Source organism: Rossellomorea sp. NS-SX7 (assembly GCF_052828565.1).
Genome location: NZ_CM128249.1, coordinates 3,131,877 through 3,156,257 on the forward strand (window position 1 = coordinate 3,131,877; position 24,381 = coordinate 3,156,257).

General features: G+C 44.2%; 23 protein-coding genes. 7 read left to right on the plus strand and 16 right to left on the minus strand.

The features are described from left to right. Nucleotides 1–190: 190 nt before the first annotated feature. Entirely contained in the window at nucleotides 191–1,387 is a 1,197-nt protein-coding gene (locus ACUXV2_RS15655; RefSeq protein WP_446244083.1) for an ornithine--oxo-acid transaminase, read from the minus strand. Nucleotides 1,388–1,528: 141 nt separating this feature from the next. Then, a complete protein-coding gene (gene pruA, locus ACUXV2_RS15660) occupies nucleotides 1,529–3,073 on the minus strand; it encodes an L-glutamate gamma-semialdehyde dehydrogenase (protein ID WP_446244084.1) in 1,545 nt (514 codons plus the stop codon). A gap of 262 nt (nucleotides 3,074–3,335) precedes the next feature. Between pruA and ACUXV2_RS15665 the strand changes: the two genes are divergently transcribed. Then, on the plus strand, nucleotides 3,336–4,727 hold the full coding sequence (locus ACUXV2_RS15665) for a sigma-54 interaction domain-containing protein (RefSeq protein ID WP_446244085.1): 1,392 nt from the start codon (nucleotides 3,336–3,338) through the stop codon (nucleotides 4,725–4,727). Nucleotides 4,728–5,190: 463 nt separating this feature from the next. On the opposite strand, the gene ACUXV2_RS15670 is transcribed toward ACUXV2_RS15665, so the two are convergent. The 8 genes from ACUXV2_RS15670 to ACUXV2_RS15705 form a co-directional block, all read right to left on the minus strand. After that, nucleotides 5,191–6,651 carry a catalase gene (locus tag ACUXV2_RS15670; RefSeq protein WP_446244086.1) on the minus strand — a complete coding sequence of 487 codons (1,461 nt, stop codon included), beginning with the start codon at nucleotides 6,649–6,651 and terminating at the stop codon, nucleotides 5,191–5,193. A gap of 210 nt (nucleotides 6,652–6,861) precedes the next feature. Next, nucleotides 6,862–7,194, minus strand: a complete 333-nt coding sequence (locus ACUXV2_RS15675) for a DUF779 domain-containing protein (protein ID WP_446244087.1) — start codon at nucleotides 7,192–7,194, stop codon at nucleotides 6,862–6,864. Between the two features lies 1 nt (nucleotide 7,195). Next, on the minus strand, nucleotides 7,196–8,716 hold the full coding sequence (gene adh, locus ACUXV2_RS15680; RefSeq protein WP_446244088.1) for an aldehyde dehydrogenase: 1,521 nt from the start codon (nucleotides 8,714–8,716) through the stop codon (nucleotides 7,196–7,198). Nucleotides 8,717–8,884: 168 nt separating this feature from the next. Next, nucleotides 8,885–9,451, minus strand: a complete 567-nt coding sequence (locus ACUXV2_RS15685; protein ID WP_446244089.1) for an MEDS domain-containing protein — start codon at nucleotides 9,449–9,451, stop codon at nucleotides 8,885–8,887. Nucleotides 9,452–9,562: 111 nt separating this feature from the next. Next, on the minus strand, nucleotides 9,563–9,970 hold the full coding sequence (gene yugI, locus ACUXV2_RS15690; protein WP_224945389.1) for a S1 domain-containing post-transcriptional regulator GSP13: 408 nt from the start codon (nucleotides 9,968–9,970) through the stop codon (nucleotides 9,563–9,565). A 208-nt stretch (nucleotides 9,971–10,178) separates the two neighbouring features. Next, a complete protein-coding gene (locus tag ACUXV2_RS15695; RefSeq protein WP_446244090.1) occupies nucleotides 10,179–11,462 on the minus strand; it encodes a hypothetical protein in 1,284 nt (427 codons plus the stop codon). Continuing rightward, nucleotides 11,455–12,012, minus strand: a complete 558-nt coding sequence (locus tag ACUXV2_RS15700) for an RNA polymerase sigma factor (protein ID WP_446244091.1) — start codon at nucleotides 12,010–12,012, stop codon at nucleotides 11,455–11,457. Before ACUXV2_RS15700 ends, ACUXV2_RS15695 begins: the two co-directional genes overlap by 8 nt. A 180-nt stretch (nucleotides 12,013–12,192) precedes the next feature. Next, complete coding sequence (locus ACUXV2_RS15705; protein WP_446244092.1) at nucleotides 12,193–12,489, minus strand: spore morphogenesis/germination protein YwcE; 297 nt, start codon at nucleotides 12,487–12,489, stop codon at nucleotides 12,193–12,195. 359 nt (nucleotides 12,490–12,848) lie between these two features. On the opposite strand from ACUXV2_RS15705, the gene ACUXV2_RS15710 reads away from it, so the two are divergent. Both ACUXV2_RS15710 and ACUXV2_RS15715 read left to right on the plus strand, forming a co-directional pair. Then, complete coding sequence (locus ACUXV2_RS15710) at nucleotides 12,849–14,189, plus strand: sodium-dependent transporter (RefSeq protein ID WP_446244093.1); 1,341 nt, start codon at nucleotides 12,849–12,851, stop codon at nucleotides 14,187–14,189. 143 nt (nucleotides 14,190–14,332) lie between these two features. Beyond that, entirely contained in the window at nucleotides 14,333–14,695 is a 363-nt protein-coding gene (locus ACUXV2_RS15715; RefSeq protein WP_446244094.1) for a helix-turn-helix domain-containing protein, read from the plus strand. A gap of 180 nt (nucleotides 14,696–14,875) precedes the next feature. Here the strand turns inward: ACUXV2_RS15715 and ACUXV2_RS15720 are convergent, their stop codons facing one another. After that, nucleotides 14,876–16,045, minus strand: coding sequence for an aminotransferase (locus tag ACUXV2_RS15720; protein WP_446244095.1), 1,170 nt, complete (start codon nucleotides 16,043–16,045; stop codon nucleotides 14,876–14,878). After that, nucleotides 16,042–16,542 carry an Lrp/AsnC family transcriptional regulator gene (locus ACUXV2_RS15725; RefSeq protein ID WP_446244096.1) on the minus strand — a complete coding sequence of 167 codons (501 nt, stop codon included), beginning with the start codon at nucleotides 16,540–16,542 and terminating at the stop codon, nucleotides 16,042–16,044. Before ACUXV2_RS15725 ends, ACUXV2_RS15720 begins: the two co-directional genes overlap by 4 nt. Nucleotides 16,543–16,707: 165 nt before the next feature. On the opposite strand from ACUXV2_RS15725, the gene ACUXV2_RS15730 reads away from it, so the two are divergent. Next, nucleotides 16,708–17,610: an alpha/beta fold hydrolase gene (locus tag ACUXV2_RS15730; RefSeq protein ID WP_446244097.1), complete on the plus strand. Its 903-nt coding sequence runs from the start codon at nucleotides 16,708–16,710 to the stop codon at nucleotides 17,608–17,610. A 439-nt stretch (nucleotides 17,611–18,049) separates the two neighbouring features. After that, nucleotides 18,050–19,222 (plus strand): MalY/PatB family protein, encoded by a 1,173-nt coding sequence (locus ACUXV2_RS15735; RefSeq protein ID WP_446247092.1) that lies wholly within the window; start codon nucleotides 18,050–18,052, stop codon nucleotides 19,220–19,222. Between the two features lie 123 nt (nucleotides 19,223–19,345). Here the strand turns inward: ACUXV2_RS15735 and ACUXV2_RS15740 are convergent, their stop codons facing one another. From ACUXV2_RS15740 to ACUXV2_RS15750, 3 genes are all read right to left on the minus strand, one after another. Continuing rightward, nucleotides 19,346–19,882, minus strand: coding sequence for a superoxide dismutase family protein (locus ACUXV2_RS15740; protein ID WP_446244098.1), 537 nt, complete (start codon nucleotides 19,880–19,882; stop codon nucleotides 19,346–19,348). A 462-nt stretch (nucleotides 19,883–20,344) separates the two neighbouring features. Then, nucleotides 20,345–20,548 (minus strand): hypothetical protein, encoded by a 204-nt coding sequence (locus ACUXV2_RS15745; RefSeq protein WP_446244099.1) that lies wholly within the window; start codon nucleotides 20,546–20,548, stop codon nucleotides 20,345–20,347. A 379-nt stretch (nucleotides 20,549–20,927) separates the two neighbouring features. Next, nucleotides 20,928–21,665 (minus strand): peptidylprolyl isomerase, encoded by a 738-nt coding sequence (locus ACUXV2_RS15750; RefSeq protein ID WP_446244100.1) that lies wholly within the window; start codon nucleotides 21,663–21,665, stop codon nucleotides 20,928–20,930. 96 nt (nucleotides 21,666–21,761) lie between these two features. On the opposite strand from ACUXV2_RS15750, the gene ACUXV2_RS15755 reads away from it, so the two are divergent. Then, nucleotides 21,762–22,166 carry a kinase-associated lipoprotein B gene (locus ACUXV2_RS15755; protein ID WP_446244101.1) on the plus strand — a complete coding sequence of 135 codons (405 nt, stop codon included), beginning with the start codon at nucleotides 21,762–21,764 and terminating at the stop codon, nucleotides 22,164–22,166. A 92-nt stretch (nucleotides 22,167–22,258) separates the two neighbouring features. Here ACUXV2_RS15755 and kapD read toward each other — a convergent pair whose 3' ends face one another. Next, nucleotides 22,259–22,879 (minus strand): 3'-5' exonuclease KapD, encoded by a 621-nt coding sequence (kapD, locus tag ACUXV2_RS15760; RefSeq protein ID WP_446244102.1) that lies wholly within the window; start codon nucleotides 22,877–22,879, stop codon nucleotides 22,259–22,261. A gap of 277 nt (nucleotides 22,880–23,156) precedes the next feature. On the opposite strand from kapD, the gene ACUXV2_RS15765 reads away from it, so the two are divergent. Beyond that, nucleotides 23,157–24,371 carry an MFS transporter gene (locus ACUXV2_RS15765; protein WP_446247093.1) on the plus strand — a complete coding sequence of 405 codons (1,215 nt, stop codon included), beginning with the start codon at nucleotides 23,157–23,159 and terminating at the stop codon, nucleotides 24,369–24,371. Nucleotides 24,372–24,381 lie beyond the last annotated feature (10 nt).

A 24,381-nucleotide genomic window follows, 5' to 3' on the forward strand; every position in this document is an offset into this window, starting at 1 on the left:
ACATTCGCCTCTTTATTATATGATCTGAAACGTAGTTATTGTAACATATTACCTTGTACTAAACCATTGACTTTTTTAAAATAATTACTTTCTTACGTTCGCACTTTAAAGGGACACTAACTATCTATTCGAAACTGATGAAAAACGTGAAAATCCAGCTATTTCAGACTGTCACGCATATTCGTCAGTCTTATTTCGAGAGTACCTTTTTAATGCGGTCGATTGCCCAGTCAAGCTCTTCCTGAGAAATGACAAGAGGAGGTGCGAAACGGATCACTGTATCATGCGTTTCTTTACAAAGCAGCCCTTCCTCTTTCAGCTGTTCACAATATTTGCGTGCCGGCTCGTCAAGCTCTACTCCGATGAACAATCCTCTTCCACGTACTTCCTTAATCATAGGATTATCTATCTCACGAAGTTTACTCATGAAGTATTCTCCCAATTCCAATGAGCGGTCAGCAAGCTTTTCATCAAGAAGGACATCAAGGGAAGCGACTGATACCGCGCAAGCCATCGGATTCCCTCCAAAAGTTGAACCGTGGGAGCCTGGATTGAATACGCCCAGCACCTCATTGCTTGCTACCACACAAGAGATTGGGAAAACCCCGCCTCCAAGTGCTTTTCCAAGGATGTACATATCAGGATCTACATCTTCCCACTCACACGCAAACATTTTACCGGAACGGGCAAGACCCGCCTGGATTTCATCCGCGATGAACAAGACATTATTTTCTTTACATAGCTCATATGCCGCTTTAAGGAAACCTTTAGGCGGCATGACGATGCCCGCTTCACCCTGGATCGGCTCGATCAGGAAGGCAGCAGTATTCGGAGTGATAGCCTCCTTAAGGGCGTCCAGATCACCATAGGGAATCAGGTTGATGCCCGGAAGCATAGGACCGAATCCACGCTTGTATTCTTCTTCTGAAGAAAGGGAAACGGCCGTCATCGTTCTTCCGTGGAAGTTTCCGTTACATGAGATGATTTCCGCTCTGTTTTCTTCCACACCTTTCACATCATAAGCCCAGCGTCGTGCCGTTTTGATCGCTGTTTCAACCGCTTCGGCCCCTGTATTCATCGGAAGCGCCATGTCTTTTCCTGTAAGCTTGCAGATCTTCTCATACCAAGGAGCCAGCTGGTCATTGTGGAATGCACGTGAAGTCAACGTCACACGATCTGCCTGGTCTTTCAGCGCCTGGATGATTTTCGGATGACGGTGGCCCTGATTGACCGCTGAATAGGCACTCAGCATATCCATATACTTATTTCCTTCAGGATCCTTCACCCATACACCTTCTGCATCAGAGATGACGATCGGCAGCGGATGATAGTTTTTTGCACCATACTTTTCAGTTTGTTCGATAATGGAATGTGTACTCACTGACATTTTAAAGTTCCTCCTTCATGAGATTGCAGATATTTTTTCAAAAAAAGTTGCAGCTTACGAAAATCTTCTTCCACTGCAATAATTAAATGGTTATACAAAAGGATGGAGCCTCTGTCTACAAAGGCTCCTCCCGGTTGGGTATTAAAGAGTTTCTGAAGTTGTCTTTGCCTGCATGTGAAGAAGCAGGTAGTCCGGTCCCCCCGCTTTCGAGTCGGTACCTGACATGTTGAATCCGCCGAATGGCTGGTATCCAACAATCGCACCCGTACAACCTCTGTTGAAATAAAGGTTCCCCACATGGAAGTCTTCACGTGCCTGTTCGATCTTCGCACGGTTATTCGTGATGACAGCACCAGTCAAACCGTAGTCCGTGTTGTTTGCAATCTCAAGCGCGTGATCGAAATCTTTTGCTTTGGAGAATGCTACGACAGGTCCGAAGATTTCTTCCTGCATCAGACGGGCATCAGGGGCAACATCTGCAAAGATTGTCGGTTTTACGAAGAAACCTTTAGAGTTATCCCCTTCGCCGCCAATCATCAGTTTGCCTTCCTCTTTACCAATTTCAACATAGCTCATGATTTTATCGAATGACGCCTGGTCGATCACAGGACCCATGAAGTTATCCTGGTCAACTGGATCACCAACCGTTAATTCTTTCGTTAATTCAACTGCGCGCTCCAGCACTCTATCGTATACATCTTCGACGATGACTGCACGTGAGCAGGCCGAACATTTTTGACCTGAGAATCCGAATGCAGAAGCAACGATCGATTGAGCTGCAAGTTCAAGATCGCCTTCGCTGTCTACAACAATCGTATCTTTACCGCCCATTTCAGCAATCACACGTTTCAGCCATTTTTGGCCTTTGTGAACAACCGCGGCTCTTTCATAGATGCGTGTACCCACTTCGCGTGAACCTGTGAATGAAATGAAGCGTGTCTTTGGATGATCGACTAAATAGTCGCCGACTTCAGCGCCGCTTCCAGGAACATAGTTGATGACTCCTTTTGGGAGTCCAGCTTCTTCCAGTACTTCAATGAATTTCGCTGCAACAACCGCTGTTGTCGATGCCGGCTTCAGAAGGACCGTGTTACCTGAAACAATCGCCGCTACAGCAGTACCAGCCATGATCGCAAACGCAAAGTTCCAAGGAGAGATGACAACACCCACTCCAAGCGGGATATAGTTGAACTGGTTATACTCACCAGGACGGCTTTCAACGGGGAACCCATCTTTAATACGAAGCATTTGGCGCCCGTAATATTCCATGAAGTCGATTGCTTCAGCAGTATCCGCATCCGCTTCCTTCCATGGTTTACCGGCTTCCTTCGTTAATAAAGCAGAGAATTCATGCTTACGGCGACGAACGATGGCAGAAGCACGGAACAGGATATCTGCACGTGTCTCTGGCTTCACTTTACGCCAGGTCTGGAACGTATCATAGGCTACATTCATAGCTTTTTCAGCTAGATCTTGGTTTGCTTTAGAAACGCGTCCGATAAGCTCTTCTTTGTTTGACGGGTTGACAGAAACAATCTTATCGTCAGTCATTACGCGCTCACCGCCGATAATCAGCGGATAGTCTTGACCTAAGTAACTTTCAACTACTTTCAAACCTTCTTTGAATGCTTTTTGATTCTCTTTTTGTGAGAAATCTGTGAATGGTTCGTGCTTGTAAGGAATCATTTGGGCATTTCCCCCTTTAAACAACGATTTTTATTCATCCTCTGAAATGAGGCTAGTTAACAGGCATGCAAAAAAAATTTGCATTTCGAAAACCCTTACACTTATAATAATGCAAAAGATAGTTGCGTTTTTCAAGAGTTTTTTAAAAATTTTTTCATTAAGCACTTACAAGTCATTTAATTATACCAAAATAACAATTTGCACCCTTTCTAAAAACTGTTAGACTGAGGAATTGCACGTTTAAAATGAGGAGAGAGACTTCATGCAAGAATTCGAAAAACGTTTATATATGTATGAAAAAGTAGCTGAACATCTCGAATCAGGTGTCCATGTCATCGACTCAAGGGGCAAAACGATCATTTATAACCGCAAGATGCGCGATATTGAAGGTATGGATATAGAAGACGTACTGGATAAAAATCTTCTTGATGTGTTTCAATTTCACTCGGAAGAAGAAAGCACCCTTCTGCAAGTCCTGAAAACAAAAGAGCCTGCTCTCAATGTCAAACAGACCTACTTCAATATTAACGGAATTGAAATCACGACCATCAACGACACCTTTCCGATCTTTCATGACGATGTGCTGATAGGGGCAATCGAAATAGCCCGGGATGTCACGATGCTTGAGAAAATGATGCGAGACAACCTGCACAAACGGACGAACAGCCTCTATACATTCGACAGCATCGCAGGTGAAAACGTCCGTTTACAGGAAGCTGTCGAAACCGGAAAAAGAGCCACGAGAACCTCTTCCCCCGTCCTGATCTGCGGGGAGGCAGGGACGGGGAAAGAACTGTTCGCCCAAAGCATCCATAACGGCAGCTCCCGTTCAGACCGTCCGTTCGTCGCCCAGAACTGCGCTTCCTTACCCCAAGACATGCTGGAAAGCCTTCTATTCGAAGGAAATGACAGCGCAGCGGGCAAGGGTGAAACCGAGAATCGTCAAACCCTTTTCCAGCAGGCGCAGGGCGGCACATTACTGCTCGATGAAATTAACTCATTATCCCCTTCCCTTCAACAGAAACTGTTAAACATCCTGCAGGGAGGGACAGACCTTCCATATGATGTCCGTGTGATTGCAACGGTGAACGAAGACCCGATCGATGCAATCGCTGAAGGGCGGCTGTTGAAAGATTTATTTTATCGTCTGAGTGTTGTTTCCATCTTCATTCCTTCGCTTCGTGACCGGAAAGAAGACATGCAGGAGCTGATTTCATTTTTCATCAATCAGTTCAATCATCACTTCGCCATGAATATCAAGGGGCTGACTGAAGACGTCTCAACCATTTTTCTAGAATATGAATGGCCGGGTAATGTAAGGGAATTGGAGCACGTAATAGAGGGGGCATTCAATCTCGTCGGCTTTGACGAATGGATCGATTTCAATCATCTGCCGATCGGATTCAGGCAGCGTCTGCACCATGGTTCTTTCAGCCAGGAAGTTCAGGAAGAATCGGACTTCCTCTATCAGACGGGAAGCGACATCAAACCACTGGAGATGTTTGTGGAAGAAGCAGAAACATATTATATCCAAAAAGCTTTGAAGCACCATGAATACAACATCACCCAGACTGCAAAATCCCTTGGCATGAGCCGCCAGAATCTGCAGTATCGGATCAGGAAATACGGGATTGAGCGCGGGGCTGGGTATTGAGAAGTGTATGGAAAATGATTGTTGAGAAATGGCCATGCCCGGTGAGGGTGTGGCTTTTTTGTGTGAGGGGGGAAGAATGACGCTGGGGATGTAAGCGTGTGTTGTAGGGCGTGATGTAGGTACGGGACTTAGGCGAGTGACGTAGGGGCGGAAATTGGGTATGAGACGTAGGGGTGGGATGCAGGCACACGGAAAATTTTGTCGTTTTTTGAAGAATTGTCGGTAATTGAGCCATTTTTGTTGGTAAATCGGAAAAATCGTTGGTAAATACAAAATTTTGTTGGTATATCCCAAAAATCGTTGGTAAACTCAAATTTTTGTTGATATCCGATATAGATCCAAACATCGTTCACCCACCCCTCATACCATATACACCACCCCATCCTCCATATACAAACCCCAAAAAAAGTACCAGCCCCTCCCCAGCACACGCTAAGAAAAGACTGGCACTCTATGAATCTGGCTATTTCACATACTGCAAGTAAGGAGTCAAATCCACTCCCACCCCTTCTGCAATCTTCTTCCCAAGCTCCTCATCTGCCCGGTAGAAATTGCAAATTGCACGGAGAGCGATCCGTTCGCTGACAGCGCTCAACTCCTCCGTAAGATTCTTCACGAGCTGCGCCTTCACTTCCGGTGAATAGCTTCGATACACACGTCCGGCCTGACCGAAATCGTCCGTTTTCTCGATTTTTTGACGGCCGCGTTCACCCGACATCGGCTGGTTCACTTCCGTGTATCCTTCCACTTCCTTCGGTTCATGGTCATAGCTGTTTGGTTCATAGTTGATCGGGCTCGTTTGCTGTTTGAATGGCATCGCACCGTCTCTCTGGTTATTATTCACCTGTGCGAACGGACAGTTGATCGGCAGCTGCTGATAGTTCGCCCCGATGCGGTAGCGCTGCGTATCGGAATAAGAGAACAGCCTGCCCTGCAGCAGCTTATCTTCTGATGGCAGCATGCCGTTCACTAATACACCAGGGTTAAAGCCGACGGATTCCGTTTCCGCAAACACGTTCTCAGGATTTTTATTCAATATCATCGTCCCCACGAAATGAGATGGAATCTCATCTTCCGGCCAATCCTTCGTTGCATCCAGCGGATCGAAATCGAATGAATCCATATCCATCGGATCGAGAACTTGAACATATAAATCCCATTGGGGATAATCGCCGTTTTCAATCGCTTCGTATAAATCACGGCTTGCATGGTTGAAATCATTCGCCTGAATCTCTGCCGCTCTCTCAGCTGACAGGTTCACCTCACCCTGTTTTGTCTTCCATTTCAATTTGATATAAACGGTATTCCCTGCTTCGTTCACCCATTTGAAAGAGTGGACGCTCGAACCGCGCATCTGGCGGTAGTTCGCCGGAATTCCCTCATCAGTAAATAGATGCACCAGCATATTGGTCGATTCAGGTGTCAACGACATGAAATCCCAATAACGCTCCCCGTCCTGTATATTCGTACGAGGATCCGGCTTTAAGGAATGAACCATATCCGGAAACTTCATGGCATCGCGGATGAAGAATACGGGCAGGTTATTCCCGACAAAGTCCCAATTTCCTTCCTCCGTGTAAAATTTAACGGCAAAGCCACGCGGATCCCTCAACGTTTCAGGGGAATGCTGGCCATGGATGACCGTAGAGAAACGGGCAAACACCGGTGTCTCTGTCCCAGGGTTTTGGAGGAATTTTGCTTTCGTGTATTTTTTCATGCTGTTTTTTGTGATGAATACCCCATGAGCCCCTGCACCTCTTGCGTGAACGACTCTTTCAGGAACTCGCTCCCTGTCAAAATGGGCCAACTTTTCAATCAGTTGATAGTCTTCTAGTAATGATGGACCCCTGCGGCCTGCTGTCATCGAATTCTGATTATCGCCGATGGGCGCACCTTGATTTGTTGTTAATTTCTTTCTATCCATATTGAAAACTCCTTTAAATTAGAATAATTATTAAGTAAGTATATTTTCATTTTAATCAATTGAGAATGAAAGTCAATAACAAATTATAATTATTTTAAATTAATAACTATTAAAAAAGAAAAATAACCATTAAAAAAAGACAACTTAAACAAATAAGTTGTCTTTTTAACACTATTATTCTCTTTTTAAAAATAGAACTGACTTTGGAAACTAAGACTTAATCAATTCGGAATCCGTGATGAACCTCATTCCTTCAGTGGATTCCAAAGAGAAGACGCCTCCTCTTCCAGGTTTCACGTCCAATATGATCTTGAAATGCTTCCAATACTCATATTGCTGTGAATTCATATAGAAAGGACAATCGGCTGCAGTACCCACTAACACGTCGCTGTCACCTATGATCAAATCATCCTGGCTCAAACACATCGGGGAACTTCCATCACAACATCCTCCTGATTGATGAAAAAGCAGTGGTCCATGCTTGCTCTTAAGCTTTTCAATCAATTGAAGGGCCTGCTCTGTCGCCTCCAGTCTATTTTCCATTTTAGAAGAATCCTAACTTCTTAGGGCTGTAGCTTACAAGAAGGTTCTTCGTTTGCTGGTAGTGGGACAGCATCATCTTATGCGTTTCACGGCCGATACCCGACATTTTGTAGCCGCCGAATGCTGCATGCGCAGGATATGCGTGGTAGCAGTTTGTCCACACGCGGCCCGCCTGGATCTCACGCCCGAAACGGTATGCTGTGTTCATATCACGTGTCCATACACCCGCACCAAGTCCATAAAGCGTATCGTTGGCGATTTCAAGCGCTTCTTCCTTCGTTTTGAATGTTGTAACGGAAACAACTGGTCCAAAGATTTCTTCCTGGAAGATTCGCATGGAGTTGTCACCTTTAAATACAGTCGGTTTTACATAGTAACCAGATTCGTGGTCACCTTCCAATTTATTCTGCTCTCCGCCGATCAGGCACTCCGCTCCTTCTTGTTTACCGATTTCGATGTAAGAAAGAATCTTATCCAGCTGCTCTTCTGACGCCTGCGCTCCAAGCATTATGTCCGTATCCAGCGGGTTGCCCTGCTTGATTTGCTTCACGCGTTCGATCGCTCTTTCCATGAACTTGTCGTAGATGGATTCCTGGATCAGCGCTCTTGAAGGACATGTACATACTTCTCCTTGGTTAAGAGCGAACATGACGAATCCTTCTACCGCTTTATCAAGGAAATCATCATCTTCATTCATGACATCTTCAAAGAAGATATTCGGTGATTTACCGCCAAGCTCAAGTGTCACCGGAATGATATTTTGAGAAGCATATTGCATGATCAAGCGGCCTGTCGTCGTTTCACCAGTGAAGGCAACTTTACCGACACGCTTACTTTGGGCAAGTGGCTTCCCTGCTTCAACACCGAAACCTTGAACCACGTTCAATACGCCCTTTGGAAGCAGGTCTTGAATCAGTTCAACAAGAACCATGATGGAAGCCGGAGTCTGCTCAGCAGGCTTCAATACCACACAGTTACCGGCAGCAAGCGCCGGAGCGATTTTCCATACAGCCATCAGAATCGGGAAGTTCCAAGGAATGATCTGAGCTACAACCCCGATCGGCTCATGGAAATGATAAGAAACCGTGTCATTATCAATTTCTCCAAGCGTTCCTTCCTGCCCTCTGATGCAGCCTGCGAAGTAGCGGAAATGATCGATTGCCAGCGGCATATCGGCAGCAAGCGTTTCGCGTACCGGCTTACCATTATCCCACGTTTCTGCTACAGCAAGCATTTCAAGGTTTTCTTCCATGCGGTCGGCAATCTTATTTAGAATCGACGCTCTCTCGGCAACGGATGTTTTGCCCCATGCGTCCTTTGCCGCATGTGCAGCATCCAGTGCCTTTTCCACATCCGCTTCATTTGAGCGTGCGATCTTTGTAAACACTTTACCTGTTACAGGTGATACATTCTCGAAGTACTCTCCACTTGCCGGCGGAACAAATTCCCCGCCAATGAAGTTCTCATATTTGTCTTTGAATTGAACCAGTGAACCTTCTGTATTCGGATTATTAAAAAGCATTCTAGTCCCTCCCGATTGTTATGTATTCCTCTTTGTAAAAGCGCTTTCATTTTTCATTATATTCGATTTGAGTTGTACGGACAAGTATATTGTGAAAAAATTCTTTATTTTCCGGAAATATAATTCTGCATAAATAAAGCGATGAATGCTTGATTCATCGCTTTACCTTTAAAGCTTGATTTTATTGTACATCTCAGAATCAATAAGCTCCTCCTCATCGGTCATGATGTAAGGATGACTTTTTTCTAAGATGGACTGCATGTCAACAGGCATTTTATCCGCTTCATACGCACATACGAGTGTCATTTTTTGTTCATTCACAATTTTATCGGTTTCTTGTTCAAACCAATCTACGATGTGAGCAGGATCTTCCAGCCCTCCCCATTCTACGTTCGTCCAGGTTCGAAAAGGGGCATTGCCTTCAAAATAAGGTGTGTAGATGTTGATTAATTGTTCGTAAATCGCTGGAGGATGGTAGCTTCCGCTTGATAAGTAAAATTCGAAATTACTGACGGCATGGACTTGCTTGAATTGATTGTCTGTCAGCTTCTCTTTTAATCGATCGACCAGCATTTTCAGGTTTTTTTCACTTTCAATGAGGATGACTGTTTCCCCTGATTCGATCCCATCAACAAGATATGCAAGGACATTCTTCATATACATCTCTTTATTTTGGTAACAGTACAGGATGTGTGTGCATGGATTGGTTTTCACAAGACGGTTTACTTCTTCCATATTATTACACCTCCCTTTTTCCTATATAACATGTATTCGTGATAACTCTTTGATATCCTTTGTCCAAACAAAAAAAGACCACCCACTCATATTGGGGCGGTCTTTGACTCATTACTTCTTGATTAGATCTTCACGTTCAGATTGCTCGATCCACTCTTCAAGCTTGTCTTTAAGTGTGTTGAAGCCAGCTGGTGTTGTTTCTTCAGCTGCCGGCTTTACACTTCCTTGACGGCGAGGTTTTTTCGCTGCTGCAGGCTTAGCCTGAGGTGCTGGAGCTTCTTCTGTAGCTCGGATTGAAAGGCTGATTTTACCAGCTGCTTCATCAACTGATAATACTTTAACCTTCACTTCGTCGCCTACTGAAAGGTGCTCGCTGACATCTTTAACGAATCCGTGTGTGATTTCAGAGATGTGAACAAGTCCTTGTGTTTCTTCGTCTAATGCAACAAATGCTCCGTATGGCTGGATTCCTGTAACTTTACCTGTTACAACAGATCCTGTTTCGAATTTTGTAGTCATGGTAACACTCCTAGTATATATATTATTTTTCTCTTTTACACGCAATTTTAGATTATACCATAGATGATGGTTTTCGGCAAAAGGAATTGTACAGGAGCATGAATTCTTTCCTTTTTTTCATCTAAAAATACGCATCTCACTAGTTATGTTTCCCTATTTTCCTTATTATTAAAACATTATTCACTTTCTGAATAATAAACCGAAACCGCTAATTATTGCCCTCGTAAATCCTTCCCACTTCTGACGAGATGATGACCGGTGTATGCTGCACCCATCGTTCCGGCTTCACACCATTCGATTCCCTCAGTTCATTCAAAACCCCTTGCAGACTTTCAGCAGATTTATATGTGGGGTAGTTCTCTACAAGATACTCATACGCTTCCCGCACTTCCGGCTTCAATTTGCCCGTCTCTGTAAAAATCGGCTGGTTGACACCGCCGTTCACATAATATTGATAGAGGAGATCATACTCAAGCTCCACTTCATTTCTGAAACGCGAATCCTCAGGCAGTTCTTTAAGGATTTGTTCAAACAGCATGAGACGGTCACCTGCCTCTTTCCATCCCGTCGTGAATTCCCCTGCTTTCAATACAGAAGATTCGCGTGTTTTCATGTAGGACACATATACATCCGGCAGAGCATCTCCTGAAATCATGTTGACATACTCAAAGTCAATGGACGTTTCAAGAGTGTCTTCCTTTTCATTGTAAGTAAGCTTAACCGCATTGTTCGTGATACCGCCAAGCAGCATTCTGAACTCGCTGGGATAGGGCTGAGGTGAATTCAAGCTCTTCATATTGATTTTTCCGTTTTCAATATGAGGTTTCCACCAGTCTTTGTATGTCTGCAGTTTTTCTTCGTAAATCGGAAGTAATCCCGTTTGTTTTTCCAAAAAGGTTCCTGTCCAGGCTTCCGCTTCCATCAACGTGATTCCGCCTTTGAGGCTCCGGATCATCATGTCAGGGGTCCTCAATGATTCTTCGATCCACTCTTTCCCTCTCTCTGCCCATTGAAGTTTCATGTCAAGAGGATAGTCACGTTTGGGGATGGATTCAACATAAATCAAATGTCCCTGTGCATCCTTATTAAGCTGCGTTTGACTGAATGTGGACTCGTTGAACCCAAGACGCTCCATAGCCTGCGTCTTCCGGAGTTCATAGAGGGCTTTTACATCTTCCATTTCTGTCAGCAGCTCTTTACTTGTTTCACCTTGATAGTGGTGCTCAGCCGCTTGCTGGTTTTGATCCCCTCCATCACCCTGAATGTCATCGCCCATCGTCAATTGCAGTGCCAATACAGTACCGATCAGAAAGACACCGATAAAGCTTGCAACGTAAGGCCAGTGAATGACGGGGCGGGAACGCTTCTTTTTGGACCGATTTTGTTCTTCCTTAATGGCTTTAAGGATGGCATGCGAATCCGTTTGAGCAGGCATTTTTTTATACGTACGGTCTAATAATTCCATCCGCTTCTCGAACATTTTCTCATCCATTGATGGTCCCCTCCCCTTTTTCCGCTTCCTCAAGCAGTTTTTTCAACAGACTTTTCCCTCTCAGTATCCGGGTTTTAATCGTAGAAAGATTGACGGATAGTATATCTGCAATCTCCTCGTATTTTTTTTCATGAAAATAATACAGGATGATCGGTGCTCTGTACTTTTCCTCTAGTTCTTGAATGCATTCGTGAAGTACACGGTCCTCTTCTTCCCTCAGAACAGATACATGTGCGGCGGCCGTTTCATATACCGGTTCGTTCATCACTTTATGGACCCTTTTGTTATGCTGACTTTCTTTCCTTTTAAAATCCCTTGATACATTTAACGTTATCTTATATAGCCAGGTCGTGAATTTCGCATGGGTGAATCCGTCGATAAACCGGTAAACCCTTATGAAAACCTCTTGGCTGATATCAGGTATATCGTTCAAGTTATTTCCCATCTGATAAGCGAACCGTTCCACGATGGGGGAATAGTCGCTGATTAATTTACTGTAGGCGGAAAGGTCGCCCTGTTTTGCCTTTTCAATGAGCTGAAATTCGTCCAATGCTGTATACCTCTCCTTCCTTCTTGATCTTCTTATCTATGTAACGAAGGCTGATTGGTTTTTGTTTCATAAAAACAGGAATTTTTTTCTTAAAATGGATAGCCTATTATTTCATATTAACATCGGTGTGTTTCTCAGGCTCTGAAGGCAAAAAAAAATAAATCCCTCGTTTCCGGGGATTTATTTTTCAATATTGTATCTTCGCATCTCCATCATTTTCTTTCTGTGTTTTTTCAAATAAGGAGCCGCGTATAACCAAAATGCTGCAAGATGTGCGAACGCAAAGTTAAAGACGAATAGACTCCAGAATGTCACATGTCCCCAGCCGCCCATTTCCGGAACTGCTACGTAATAAATGAAGATGGCCCACAATGCTACTAGAAATGGAATATGAATCAAAGCCCATTTACGATGCTCGATCCATAAGAATAGAGGAGTAGCCGTTGCAACGAATAAATACACCATAAACATATCCATAAATGATCCCTCCTGATTTAAGCGCTTTCAATTTTGACTAATTAATGACGAATTATTGTCTAATTTGTGAACGTGTCGTTACCACTAGTATACTATACTTTGCTAACTTTTCCAGCCCGTTTTTATTTTTTCAATAAAATAGGAATTTTTTCATGATTTAAAACGTTTACATCCATACTAATGTAAAGGAAAAAATCATTCGTTTGAAAAATCTATGAATTCAATACATTTACAACCATTTTTAATATATATTGAAAATTTAAAAATCCGGTGTACACTTCCCGAAAAACATAGTAGTATGGAAAAATCGTTTTGTTTTTAAACCTTAATTAAAGCCTTTAGAGAGGAGTATTATCGTCATGGCAAAGAAACAACAATGGTCATCGAAAATAGGATTTATCCTGGCAGCAGCCGGTTCTGCCATAGGCCTCGGAGCGATTTGGAAATTCCCATATATGGCCGGGGCGAATGGCGGAGGAGTTTTCTTTCTCCTTTTTATCATCTTCACGATATTGATCGGCACTCCGATTTTGCTGGCAGAGTTTGTGATTGGAAGAAAAGCCGGCGCCGATGCCGTAACATCGTATAAAAAGCTGGCACCTGGATCAGCCTGGCATCTAATCGGTTATCTCGGTACGATTGTTTCATTTATCATCCTGTCTTTTTACAGCGTCGTTGGAGGCTGGATTCTTTCTTATCTTGCGAGAAGTTTCACAGGGGCTCTCTCAGGAAAAACCCAGGAACAATACGGGGCAATGTTTGAAGATATCATTGCAAACCCATGGGAAATCCTGATTACACAAGCCTTGTTTCTTGTACTGACTGTCATGGTCGTTCAAGGAGGGATCCAGAAAGGGATTGAACGTGCGAGCCGCTATATGATGCCGTCTTTATTTATTTTATTTCTTATCCTGGTGGCACGCTCGCTCACCCTCGAAGGCGCCATGGAAGGTGTACGCTTCCTTCTGGTCCCCGACTGGAAGTACTTGACGGGCGAAACGGCACTGCTTGCACTTGGACAAGCCTTTTTCTCATTGAGTGTCGGCCTGTCTGTCATGGTGACATATGCATCCTATCTTTCAAAGGAGGACAGCATGCCGCGGTCGGCGATTTCAGTTTCTGGTCTGAATATTTTCATCTCTCTACTAGCAGGATTGGTGATTTTCCCATCTGTCTACGCATTGGGATTCCAGCCTGATGAAGGACCTGGTATTGCCTTCGTCGTGCTTCCGGCCGTTTTTAATGAAATAGCATTCGGCGGGATTTTCCTGTCCGTATTCTTGATTCTGCTTCTCTTTGCGACGTTGACATCGGCCTTTTCAATTCTTGAAATTGGAGTAGCCGCATTAACGAAAGGGGATCAAAAAAAGAGAATGCCCTATACATGGTTGATGGGAATCATGGTACTCATCGCCGGAATTCCAAGTGCACTGTCATTTGGGGTCTTCAGCGAGTTCACACTTCTCGGCCGGAACTTCTTTGATTTTGCAGACTTTATCACAAGCAGTTTCGGACTGCCGATCGGAGCATTGTTTATCAGTATCTTTGTATCCTATCGCCTGAAAAGGGAAGAAGTATGGAATGAAATCCAACAGGGGTCGTCCACCTCCAAAGGACTGTTCACCGCCTGGATCATCCTTCTTCGCTATATCGTCCCGATAGCAATCATACTCGTATTCATTTCTAAACTGGTTCCATAAGAAGACCCGCCCTTCGACACTTTAACGTGTTGAGGGACGGGCTTTTTTTTAACATTTTGTTCACGGGTGGACAGTCTAATTATTTTCTTTTGGTGATAAAATAGAAGTAAGAAGAAGATTTGATATTTGGGAGGGGTTTTAGAATGTCACACTTTGGTGAGAATTTAAAGAGAGTCAGAGAAGATAGAAATATTTCTCAGCGCGAGTTAGCCCTGAAAGCTCGCTTAGGCGCGAGTACAATTGAGAAGTATGAAAACAATGAACAGATCCCTGATACACAAACCATATTAAAGCTGTCAACCGTTCTTGATATCCCCGCATCAGAGCTTTTGGAACGTGAAATGATCAACCATCATCCGGCAGGAATCGATTCAGAGATTGAGCAGCTCATTAAAGAAATCGGCCCAAAACGGACAAAGCTAATCCTGCGCAAAGCGAAGGAATTCTCAGAAGATGATTTCCTCCGTGTCATGCAAATGCTGTATGAAGTGAAGTACGAGAAATAAAATTTAAAAATCTATGTATAAACTCTTCAAAAGGGGAGATACTGAGACTAAGCTTTCTAAGTATTCCCCCTTTTGTTTTCATTTGTTGGACGATTATTGAATCGTCCTATTTTTTTTTGACTTAAAACAAGGCATCAAAAAACCAGGCGCCAACATGTCAACACCTGGTCCAAAATAAACCTAGCTATGGTTCTCAACAAACCTCTTCATCCGTTTCACAGCCTCCTGCAGCTGCTCCATGGAAGATGCATACGAACATCGGATATGTCCTTCCCCGCCTTTGCCGAACACATTTCCCGGAACGACTGCCACCTTCTCTTCCATCAATAGCTTCTCAGCAAATTCTTCAGAGGACAGCCCCGTCTTAGCAACAGACGGAAAGGCATAAAACGCTCCGCCCGGCAGATGGCACGTTAGCCCCATCTCATTCAAAGAATCGACAAAATAATGCCTGCGATGACGGTAGCTGCGTTTCATTTCAACTACCTCTTCCATTCCCTTATCAAGTGCTTCGACGGCAGCATATTGAGCAGGAGTCGAAGCACACATCATGGCGTACTGATGAATTTTCAACAGCGGCGCTGCAATCTCCTCAGGTGCGCATATAAAACCGAGCCTCCAGCCGGTCATCGCAAAACCTTTTGAGAACCCGTTGATCACGATCGTTCTGTCCCTCATTTCATGAAGAGATGCGATCGAAACGTGGCCGTGGTCATAGGCAAGTTCGGAATAGATTTCATCTGAAAGCACCACCAGGTCATGACGGCGGATGACTTCTGCAAGCTCCTCCAGATTTTCTTTTTCCAATACGGTCCCGGTAGGGTTATTGGGTGAACATAACAGGACAGCTTTTGTCCTGTCCGTAATCACTGCCTCAAGTTCTTCTGCAGTCAGCTTGAAACCATTCTCAGGCTTTGTTTCAACTGTTACAGGTGTTCCCCCTGCAAGCTGTACAAGAGGGACATACGACACAAAGCCCGGCTCGACAACCACCACTTCATCGCCTGGATCGATAATGGCCCGCATGCTGATATCAAGTGCCTGACTCGCACCAACCGTCACGATGATCTCGGTTTTCGGGTCATACTCCACTCCATAGCCATCCTCCATATAGCTGCTGATTTTCTCTCGCAGCTCCAAGAGGCCAGCGTTCGCCGTATAGGAGGTATAGCCCTGCTCCAATGACAGGATCGCTGCTTCCCTTACTGTCCACGATGTGATGAAGTCCGGCTCGCCGACGCCGAGAGAAATGACCCCTTCCATATTGGCTGCCAGATCAAAGAATCTTCTGATACCGGATGGCTTCAAATTTTCAACCGATTTCGCAATATAAGATGTCTTTGTCGTCATGGGGACACCACAATTCGTTTATCTTCATGAGAATCACCAAAAATGGTGCCGTCATGCTTATATTTTTTCAACTGGAAATGCGTCGTTGTAGATAGAACAGAATCAAGCGTTGAAAGTTTCTCTGACACAAACATGGCAACTTCATTCATGGACCGTCCTTCCACCGTCACCGATAAATCATACGCCCCTGACATCAGATATACGCTTTTCACTTCTTTATAGCGATAGATCCGGTGTGCAACTTCGTCAAATCCGACGCCTCTTTTCGGAGCCACTTTTACGTCGATCATGGCAGTTACGCCTTCATGCCCTTCTACCTTTGACCAGTCCACAATCGAGCTGTATCGTACAAGGATATTTTCGTTTTCAAGCTTGGTAAGAGCCTTTTCCACTTCATCTGATGACACTTGAAGCATCTTCCCTAAGCTTTCTGATGAGATTCTTGCATCCTTTTGTAAAATCCTCAGTAAATCAAGCTCCAATTCGCTAAGCTGCATAATGCTCCTCCTTCAAACCACTTAAATGGTTACATTATAGCAGAACTTGTAGAAATAGAAAAAGTCACTCTCCAATTTCTTAACCTGAAATCAAATCGTTAAAGGTGTTAAATAACAGAAAAAGGGTAAAATACGATAAACCAACATTGTGAGGAGTGACAAGTCATGCAGGGAAACGATTTTTCAAGAACGGCAAACGTAAACGGAGCAAATGTATATTATGAATACCATCAGCATCCAACAGCTTCTGAAACCTTCGTTCTTCTTCACGGTTTTCTGTCTTCAACCTTCAGTTTCAGGCGACTGACTCCTCTATTGAAAGAAAAATACAATGTCATTTCAATTGATCTGCCCCCATTCGGCAGCAGTGGTAAATCCAATCGTTTCACCTATTCCTATGACAATATGGCAAACACCGTCATATCGCTGCTTGACCACCTGAATGTGAAGAATATCCACCTGACCGGACATTCGATGGGCGGACAGATCGCATTGAATGTCATGAAAAAAGAACCTTCACTCGTTGATAAAGGGGTTCTTCTATGCAGCTCGGGTTATCTCAAAAGAATGAAATGGCCGGTTCTGATGGCCAGCCGTATCCCCTTTTTCCATCTGTATGTAAAACTGTGGCTGACACGTTCCGGTGTGCGGAAAAACCTTGAGAATGTTGTCCATAACCAGGACTTGATCGATGACGAAATGATGTTCGGCTACTTAAAGCCATTTCTTGAAGATGATATTTTCAAAGCGCTGACACGCATGATCCGAGACCGCGAAGGGGACTTATCAATGGGGGAATTGAAGAAGATCGAGACACCCTGCCTCCTTGTCTGGGGGGAACATGACCGTGTTGTCCCGCTCACGACCGGGCACAGGCTAGCTGAAGACCTTCCCCGATCAAAACTGATCGTACTAAAAGAAACCGGTCATCTTGTACCTGAAGAAAAACCTGACGAAGTACTGCATCACATCCAGCAGTTTGTGAATTCTAAAGCAGATGAGTACTCAAAACAAGAGCAGCCGCAGGTTAAAAAAGGACTTCCCAAAACGCTTCTTACTGAAACGTAAGGGGAAGTCCCTTATATCCCTCCGTAAACCCTAGCAGTTCCCACTGTTATTCATTCCCAATAATGCAAAGAATTTTTCAGGCGATTCTCCATCTTGATCCACTCTTCAAACGGACATTCATAGGTATTTGCCAGCGAATTGGTGGTGATTTTCATAATGGACGGATTCGGCCACGTCGACAATGACTGTATTCTCCCCTTCCTTTCCGACTGAAAGAGGATCCCACTCATGAAGGAACGTTCACTCAGGTTCTTCATTTCCATCAACTGTACTCTGGTTTCTGAAGATACTAAGAATGAACGATAATCAAATCATTTTCATCTTTCCGGCTTCCATACTAAGATGGAAATAGTAATAGAATCCACTAGATGTTAGATGACTAGCGGTATTGGCCGCACGAAATCTTTCAGAACTCACCATTCTTACCGTGAAAGGGGTACTGACTTTGAATGAATTCGAAAAAATAATCGACCGTAAAGGGACATCCTCTGTGAAATGGGATATGACGAAGACTGTATTCGGAAAAGATGACGTGCTGCCGATGTGGGTGGCCGATATGGACTTCCTACCTCCGTCTGAAGTAAGCGAAGCCTTAACTAATCGCTTGGATCATGGGATCTTCGGCTATACCTTCGTAGGTGACGGCCCCGCAGGAGCCATCACTGAATGGATGAAGAAAAGACATGGCTGGAATATACATAGATCCTGGCTTCAATACAGCCCGGGTGTCGTCCCTGCCATCGCGGCCATTATACAGGCACTGACAGAACCCGGTGACAAGGTTTTGGTTCAGTCACCTGTCTACACGCCCTTCTTCACGATGACAGAAGAAAATGATCGAGTGATTGAAAATGCTCCTTTAGTATACGAAAACGGAAGGTACAGCATTTCATTTGATACCTTTGAAGAATCACTGAAAAAAGGCGTGAAATTATTCCTGCTTTGCAACCCACATAATCCAAGTGGACGCGTGTGGAAACGTGAAGAACTGACCAAAATGGCAGAGCTCTGCAGAAAGTACAATGTCATCATCGTATCGGATGAAATTCACTCCGATCTCGTCTACGAACCCCATACACATACGCCGATTGCCTCAATCGATGAAAGCTTCGCGGATATGACCATCACCTGCATCGCACCAAGCAAGACCTTCAATCTTGCAGGACTGCAGGCATCAGCCATGATCACACCGAACAAGGAATTCCGCGAAAAAATAGCGGATGTCCATAAAAAGCAAGGCTTCTTCACGCTCAATACGTTCGGTATCACCGGCATGGAAGCTGCCTATCGCCATGGTGAAACGTGGCTCGGGAACATCCTGGACTATTTATCGGAAAATGTGAAGATCACGAAATCATTCCTTGAGGAGTATCTTCCGGACCTTCATCTTGTTGACCCGGAAGGAACCTATCTTCTTTGGATCGATTGCACTGAACTTGGTCTTTCTGATGAGGATCTCAAAGAACGGCTGCTTGAAAAAGGGAAGCTCGGCCTCGAACCCGGCCCAAAATACGGAGATGGCGGCGAAGGCTTCGTGAGAATGAATATCGCATGTCCGCGTGAAGTACTGATGGATGGGTTGGAGAGACTTCGTAAGGCGCTTGGATCATGATAGACAGTATGCAGCTTCAGTTCAATTAGAGCACAATGTGTACTTTATCCATCCGCATTCTTAACGTATCATTTTAGAAACAAAAGAGCCCGTTGCTCAGGATAGGTGAGCAGCGGGCTTCTCTTACTTCTTCTTCTCTTTTTCTTTGGCGATTTCACCACAGGCAATTCTCGATCCCGAATCACCTGCAGGCTGTGTCATGCCGTCATCTTTATTTTCTGTAATGATCAGGGAGGTCCCTTCTTTAGTGAATAAAGAAGTCTTCCCTTTCGTCATCGTCACAAGAGGTGCCATCAGCTTCACCTTTGCAACACCGTCATCCTCTACGATAATATTCGGCAAATCACCTGCATGGGCACCTTCCGGGTGAAGCAGACCATGTTTTTTATCATCGGGATTAAAATGGTTGCCGGCCGACACAAAGTCGGGGCGTTTACATGTCCCTTTTTCATGGAAATGAATGCCGTGTTCCCCTGAAGGCAGCCCTTCTAGATCGAGGGCCACTTCCACCCCATCCGATTTTTCCTGAAGGATCACCTTTCCCAGCGAATCGCCCGTATCATTCTTCATATCGACTTCCGTCTTCTTTGGATTTTCAATTGCGCAAGCCCCAAGCAGGATTGCCGGCAAGACTATGTAAAGTAATTTGTTGTTTTTCATCTATGATTCCTCCAAATGTACATACTCTTCCTCCATTTTTGACGAGATGAAGGGAAAGTATTCTTATGGAAGAGAAAAAACGAACTGCTTGGGGGCTGGGGTCTGCAGCGAATCCCTCATGTAAATGATTTTGACATGTTTATAGGGGGATAAATATGCTACTGTGGAATGTTCATCTCACTCTTCCAATGAATATTAGCGAAATCAGCTATTTTTAATGAGTTATCAACGTTTTTTGGGGTGTTATCTACAAATATTCGATTTTACCTACATTTTTGTGGCGTTATCTACAAATATTCGATTTTACCTACATTTTTGTCGCGTTATCTACAAAAACCAATCACTTACCGACAATTCGACAAATATTGACAACCCCAACATCACCCATACAAACACCCATCCTCCACCTCAAAACCACAAAAAAGCACGCCAGGATCATATCCCGGCGTGCATCAAAAACGGTTATTCAGTTTTGCGATTACGCTGACTTATCTCTTCCTCAATGGCTTTCGTCTTGAGTTCTTCCTTTTTGGAAACCCTCTTGATCAAACGGAATGTCAAAATCGTCAATATAAAAAAGATCGCCATCCAGATTGCGGCTGGAATGTACTCTGTCTTATCTTCCGGGAAGTATAAAAACAAATTCAATACATATGAAGAAAGCATAATTAGCTCCTTTCCTTTCAAAACAAACTCTTTTCCCATTATACCAAGATAAAAAAGGAGAAACCAATTCCCCGGAGAAATTATTTAACGATTGTATGAACAAGCTGTGAACACTATGAAGACCCGTCTCTCCAATCAATTTAAAGCGACGAGGGACGGGCGTTCGCAATCCGACAATTTCCGAGGAAATAAACAACAGGTTTCATCAAAGAGCAGCTGTTAGGATCAACCTGACTGTCCCTGCAGTCCTTCTATATGCCATGCAGCTCATTTAGCAGATAAGAAAAGAACCTTGAGAGCTCAAGGTTCTTTTTGAAATGCCATATATCAATAAGGAATCATGCAGTATATCGGGTGCCGATATACGATATACTCTCCCTTACTTCACGACTGTAATCTTTTCAATGGTGACATCTTCTTTCGGAGCATCATTCTGCCCAACTTCTACATTCGCGATTTTATCCACGACATCCATACCTTCGATTACTTGTCCGAAAACCGTGTGCTTGAAGTCAAGATGCGGAGTTCCTCCGCGTTCCATGTAGGCGTCGATGATTTCCTGCGGGAATCCGGCTTCCTTCATTTTATCTTCGAAACCAGGGTTCATTTCACTGTTCTGAACGATGAAGAACTGGCTTCCATTCGTATCAGGTCCGGCGTTTGCCATTGAAAGAGCTCCGCGGATGTTGAAAAGCTGTTTAGAGAATTCGTCCTCGAATGATTCTCCCCAGATACTTTCCCCGCCTGTTCCATTTCCATTGGGGTCTCCGCCTTGAATCATGAAATCTTTGATCACACGGTGGAATTTCAATCCGTCATAGTAGCCGTTCTCACTGTGAGTGATAAAGTTTTCAACCGTTTTTGGTGCCTGCTCAGGGAATAATTTTATCTTAATCGTCCCCTTGGAAGTTTTCATTTCCACTACCTTTTCATTTTCAGCCACTTCTGTTGTCAACTGCGGGTATGTCATGTTTTCATCTCCTCCGGATTCTGCCCCACTTGAACTCTCTTCAGTTTCAGCAGGCTTTTCTTCGTTGCTGTTATCTTTCTCTGTTTGTCCACATCCGGCAAGAATTAAACCTAATAGACACAAGGATATAAATACCAATCTCTTCATATATGTACCTCCACATGTTACTTTTATAGTAAGATTTATTAATATCACTTTGTGTTCCATTATAATAGACTTAGACACTTAAGAGGAGGGGTTTTCTTGCAAAATTTTCAAATCGGGGACAAAGTCACAGCTTTTTATAAAACGGGAAAATATATCGGAGAGGTGACAGGGGAACGACCTGGTGCTTATGTAGTAAGGATTCTAGCTGTACTCAAGCACCCCCGCCAAGGTGATTTACATAACCCTGCAGAAGTAGATGTTCCGCTATTCCATGAACGGAAGGCACTTGCTTTTCGAGAGCAGGCCAACATGCCTGAAAAGATGGTGAAGTCCTATGAAGGGGAAGTTCCCGAATACAATGAAACACTTCTGACTGCTTTCGGCGATCTGAAAAGGCAATTGGAAGCAGACGGTTCTCCGCATGCCATTAAAAGTCTGGAAGCACTCCGGGGAGTACAGCGGGAGTATGAGCTGATGTATGGACTGTCGTTTGAGGGTTGATTGAACATATCGTTCTCAGCGATTCATGCAGAACTCAAAAAAAAAAAAAACGTGCCGTTCGGGGGCATGTTTTTTTTATATAATCATGATCTTCAAGCCAGCTGATTATAGAGTTTACTCAAGTCGATCCGGTCACCGATGGTGGTCGGTTCAGCTTTGTCGAGATACTTTTTGTCTTTCTCCACGAGATTGTAAATATGCTGTGTCGTCATTGCATCATCAAGTGCTTTATGATGCTTTCCGACACCTTCCCTGCCGTATTCCTGAACGGCTTTCCATAAGCCGGTTTGATTTTGATCTCCGAAGAATCGTTTATATTCCATCGATAAATCGACAAATTGGGCTTGAAAAGGGAAGGCGATGCCGGACTGGGTACAGTTATCCCTTAATACTTTCATGTCCATGTTGCCCCATGTCACGACTTTCTCGATACCTTTCGAATTCAATTGATTGAAATAATCGATGAGGGTCTGGAAGGTGATGCCTTCGTCTACTTTATCTTGTGTGATCGATAAAAATCGTTTGCAGCGATTGGTTAGTCTGGGAAAGGCAGATGGTTTTACATAAGTTGAAAACGTATCTGTCACTTGCCCATTCTGAACCACTACCACACCAGCTTCGATTATTTCAGGGAAAAAGCCTTTGGGGACTCTATGACGTTCCGGCATTGAAAACTCAAAGTCAATGAACACAAGCTGCTTTGCTTTTACCACGTAACTCCCTCCTCAATCTTGTACAGACCCCAATTTTCATTCTAGTAGAATACTATTGTGAATACGAACGGGTTTATGCGCACTCACCGGCTTATTCGCTTTCTGGTGAGATTACATAATTCTTATTCTTATATTATATCATGTTCAACCTGAAAAATATGACTAATTCCTTTTAAACAGCCGCAAAAAAATCTCCCTCAGTGGACGCTCTTCATAATCTTTAATACAATAGATATTTAGGAAACCGAAATAAATACTGTATGAGAAGGTGTTTGTCATTTCAATAGAAAAAAGGAATCTTGTCATTATGGTCACGGCGAATTTTTTAGTGGCTGCCAGCGCCACGATGGTCCTGCCGTTCCTATCTCTTTATATAGAGACGTTCGGTGACTATAGCGCTGAATATGTGCAGCGCTGGTCCGGCTTTGTTTTCGGGATTACATTCCTGACGGCGTTTTTCATTTCTCCTTTATGGGGAAGATTTGGGGACCGTTACGGGTACAAGCCGATTCTGTTGATCACAGGATACGGGATTGCGACCTCCATTTTCTTAATGGGCTTTATGGAGTCTGTTCACGGTTTGTTTATCCTGAGGCTGCTGATGGGTGCCGTCACCGGATTCATCCCTACTTCGATGGCCCTCATCTCTTCCCAGACATCCAAAAAGGAAGCCGGAAAAATATTGGGTACCCTGCAGATGGGCACCGTGTCCGGCGGTTTGTTCGGACCTGTCATCGGCGGGATTCTTGCTGACAATGTTGGTTTTTCTTATACCTTTATTTTCACGGCGATTTCGATTGCGATTGCGGCGACAGTCGTTCTGTTCGGAATAAACGAGCAGCGTAATGATGAACAGAGGAATAAGCAAAACAAATATTCAAGCAAGCAGGTGCTTCAGCATATTTTCAGTCACAAGCTCCTTGTGACGGTTATTATTCTATCCCTGCTCATCCAGGTCGCAAATTTCAGCATTCAGCCGCTGCTGGCACTTTATGTAGATGAACTGACTTCATCCGCGAACCTTGCCTTTTTAGCCGGCCTTGCCTTTTCGGCTACAGGATTCGGGAACTTTATCGCTACCCGGCAATGGGGAAAGCTCGGCGATCAAATCGGATATGAGAAGGTCCTTTCCATCCTGTTGGTGCTTGCCTCCATCCTTATTGTGCCGCAGGCTCTTGTGACTGAGCTCTGGCAGCTTGTCCTTCTCCGCTTCTTATTCGGGATTGCCATCGGGGGGATGATTCCGTGCGTGACAGCGTACATTCGTCAGGAAGCCCCGCTCAGCATGCAGGGTGAAGTTTTGGGCTACAACCAGAGCTTTCGTTTTCTTGGAAACGTGATTGGACCGGCATTTGGAGGGACGGTCTCCGGATATATTGGAATTTCTTCCGTTTTTTATGTAACAGGTGCTTTATTCTTGGGGGCATTTGGATTATTATGGTGGAGTATAAGACATTCTGAAGTTGACGGTCACGTGAAACAAGATTACTAGAAAAGTAGAG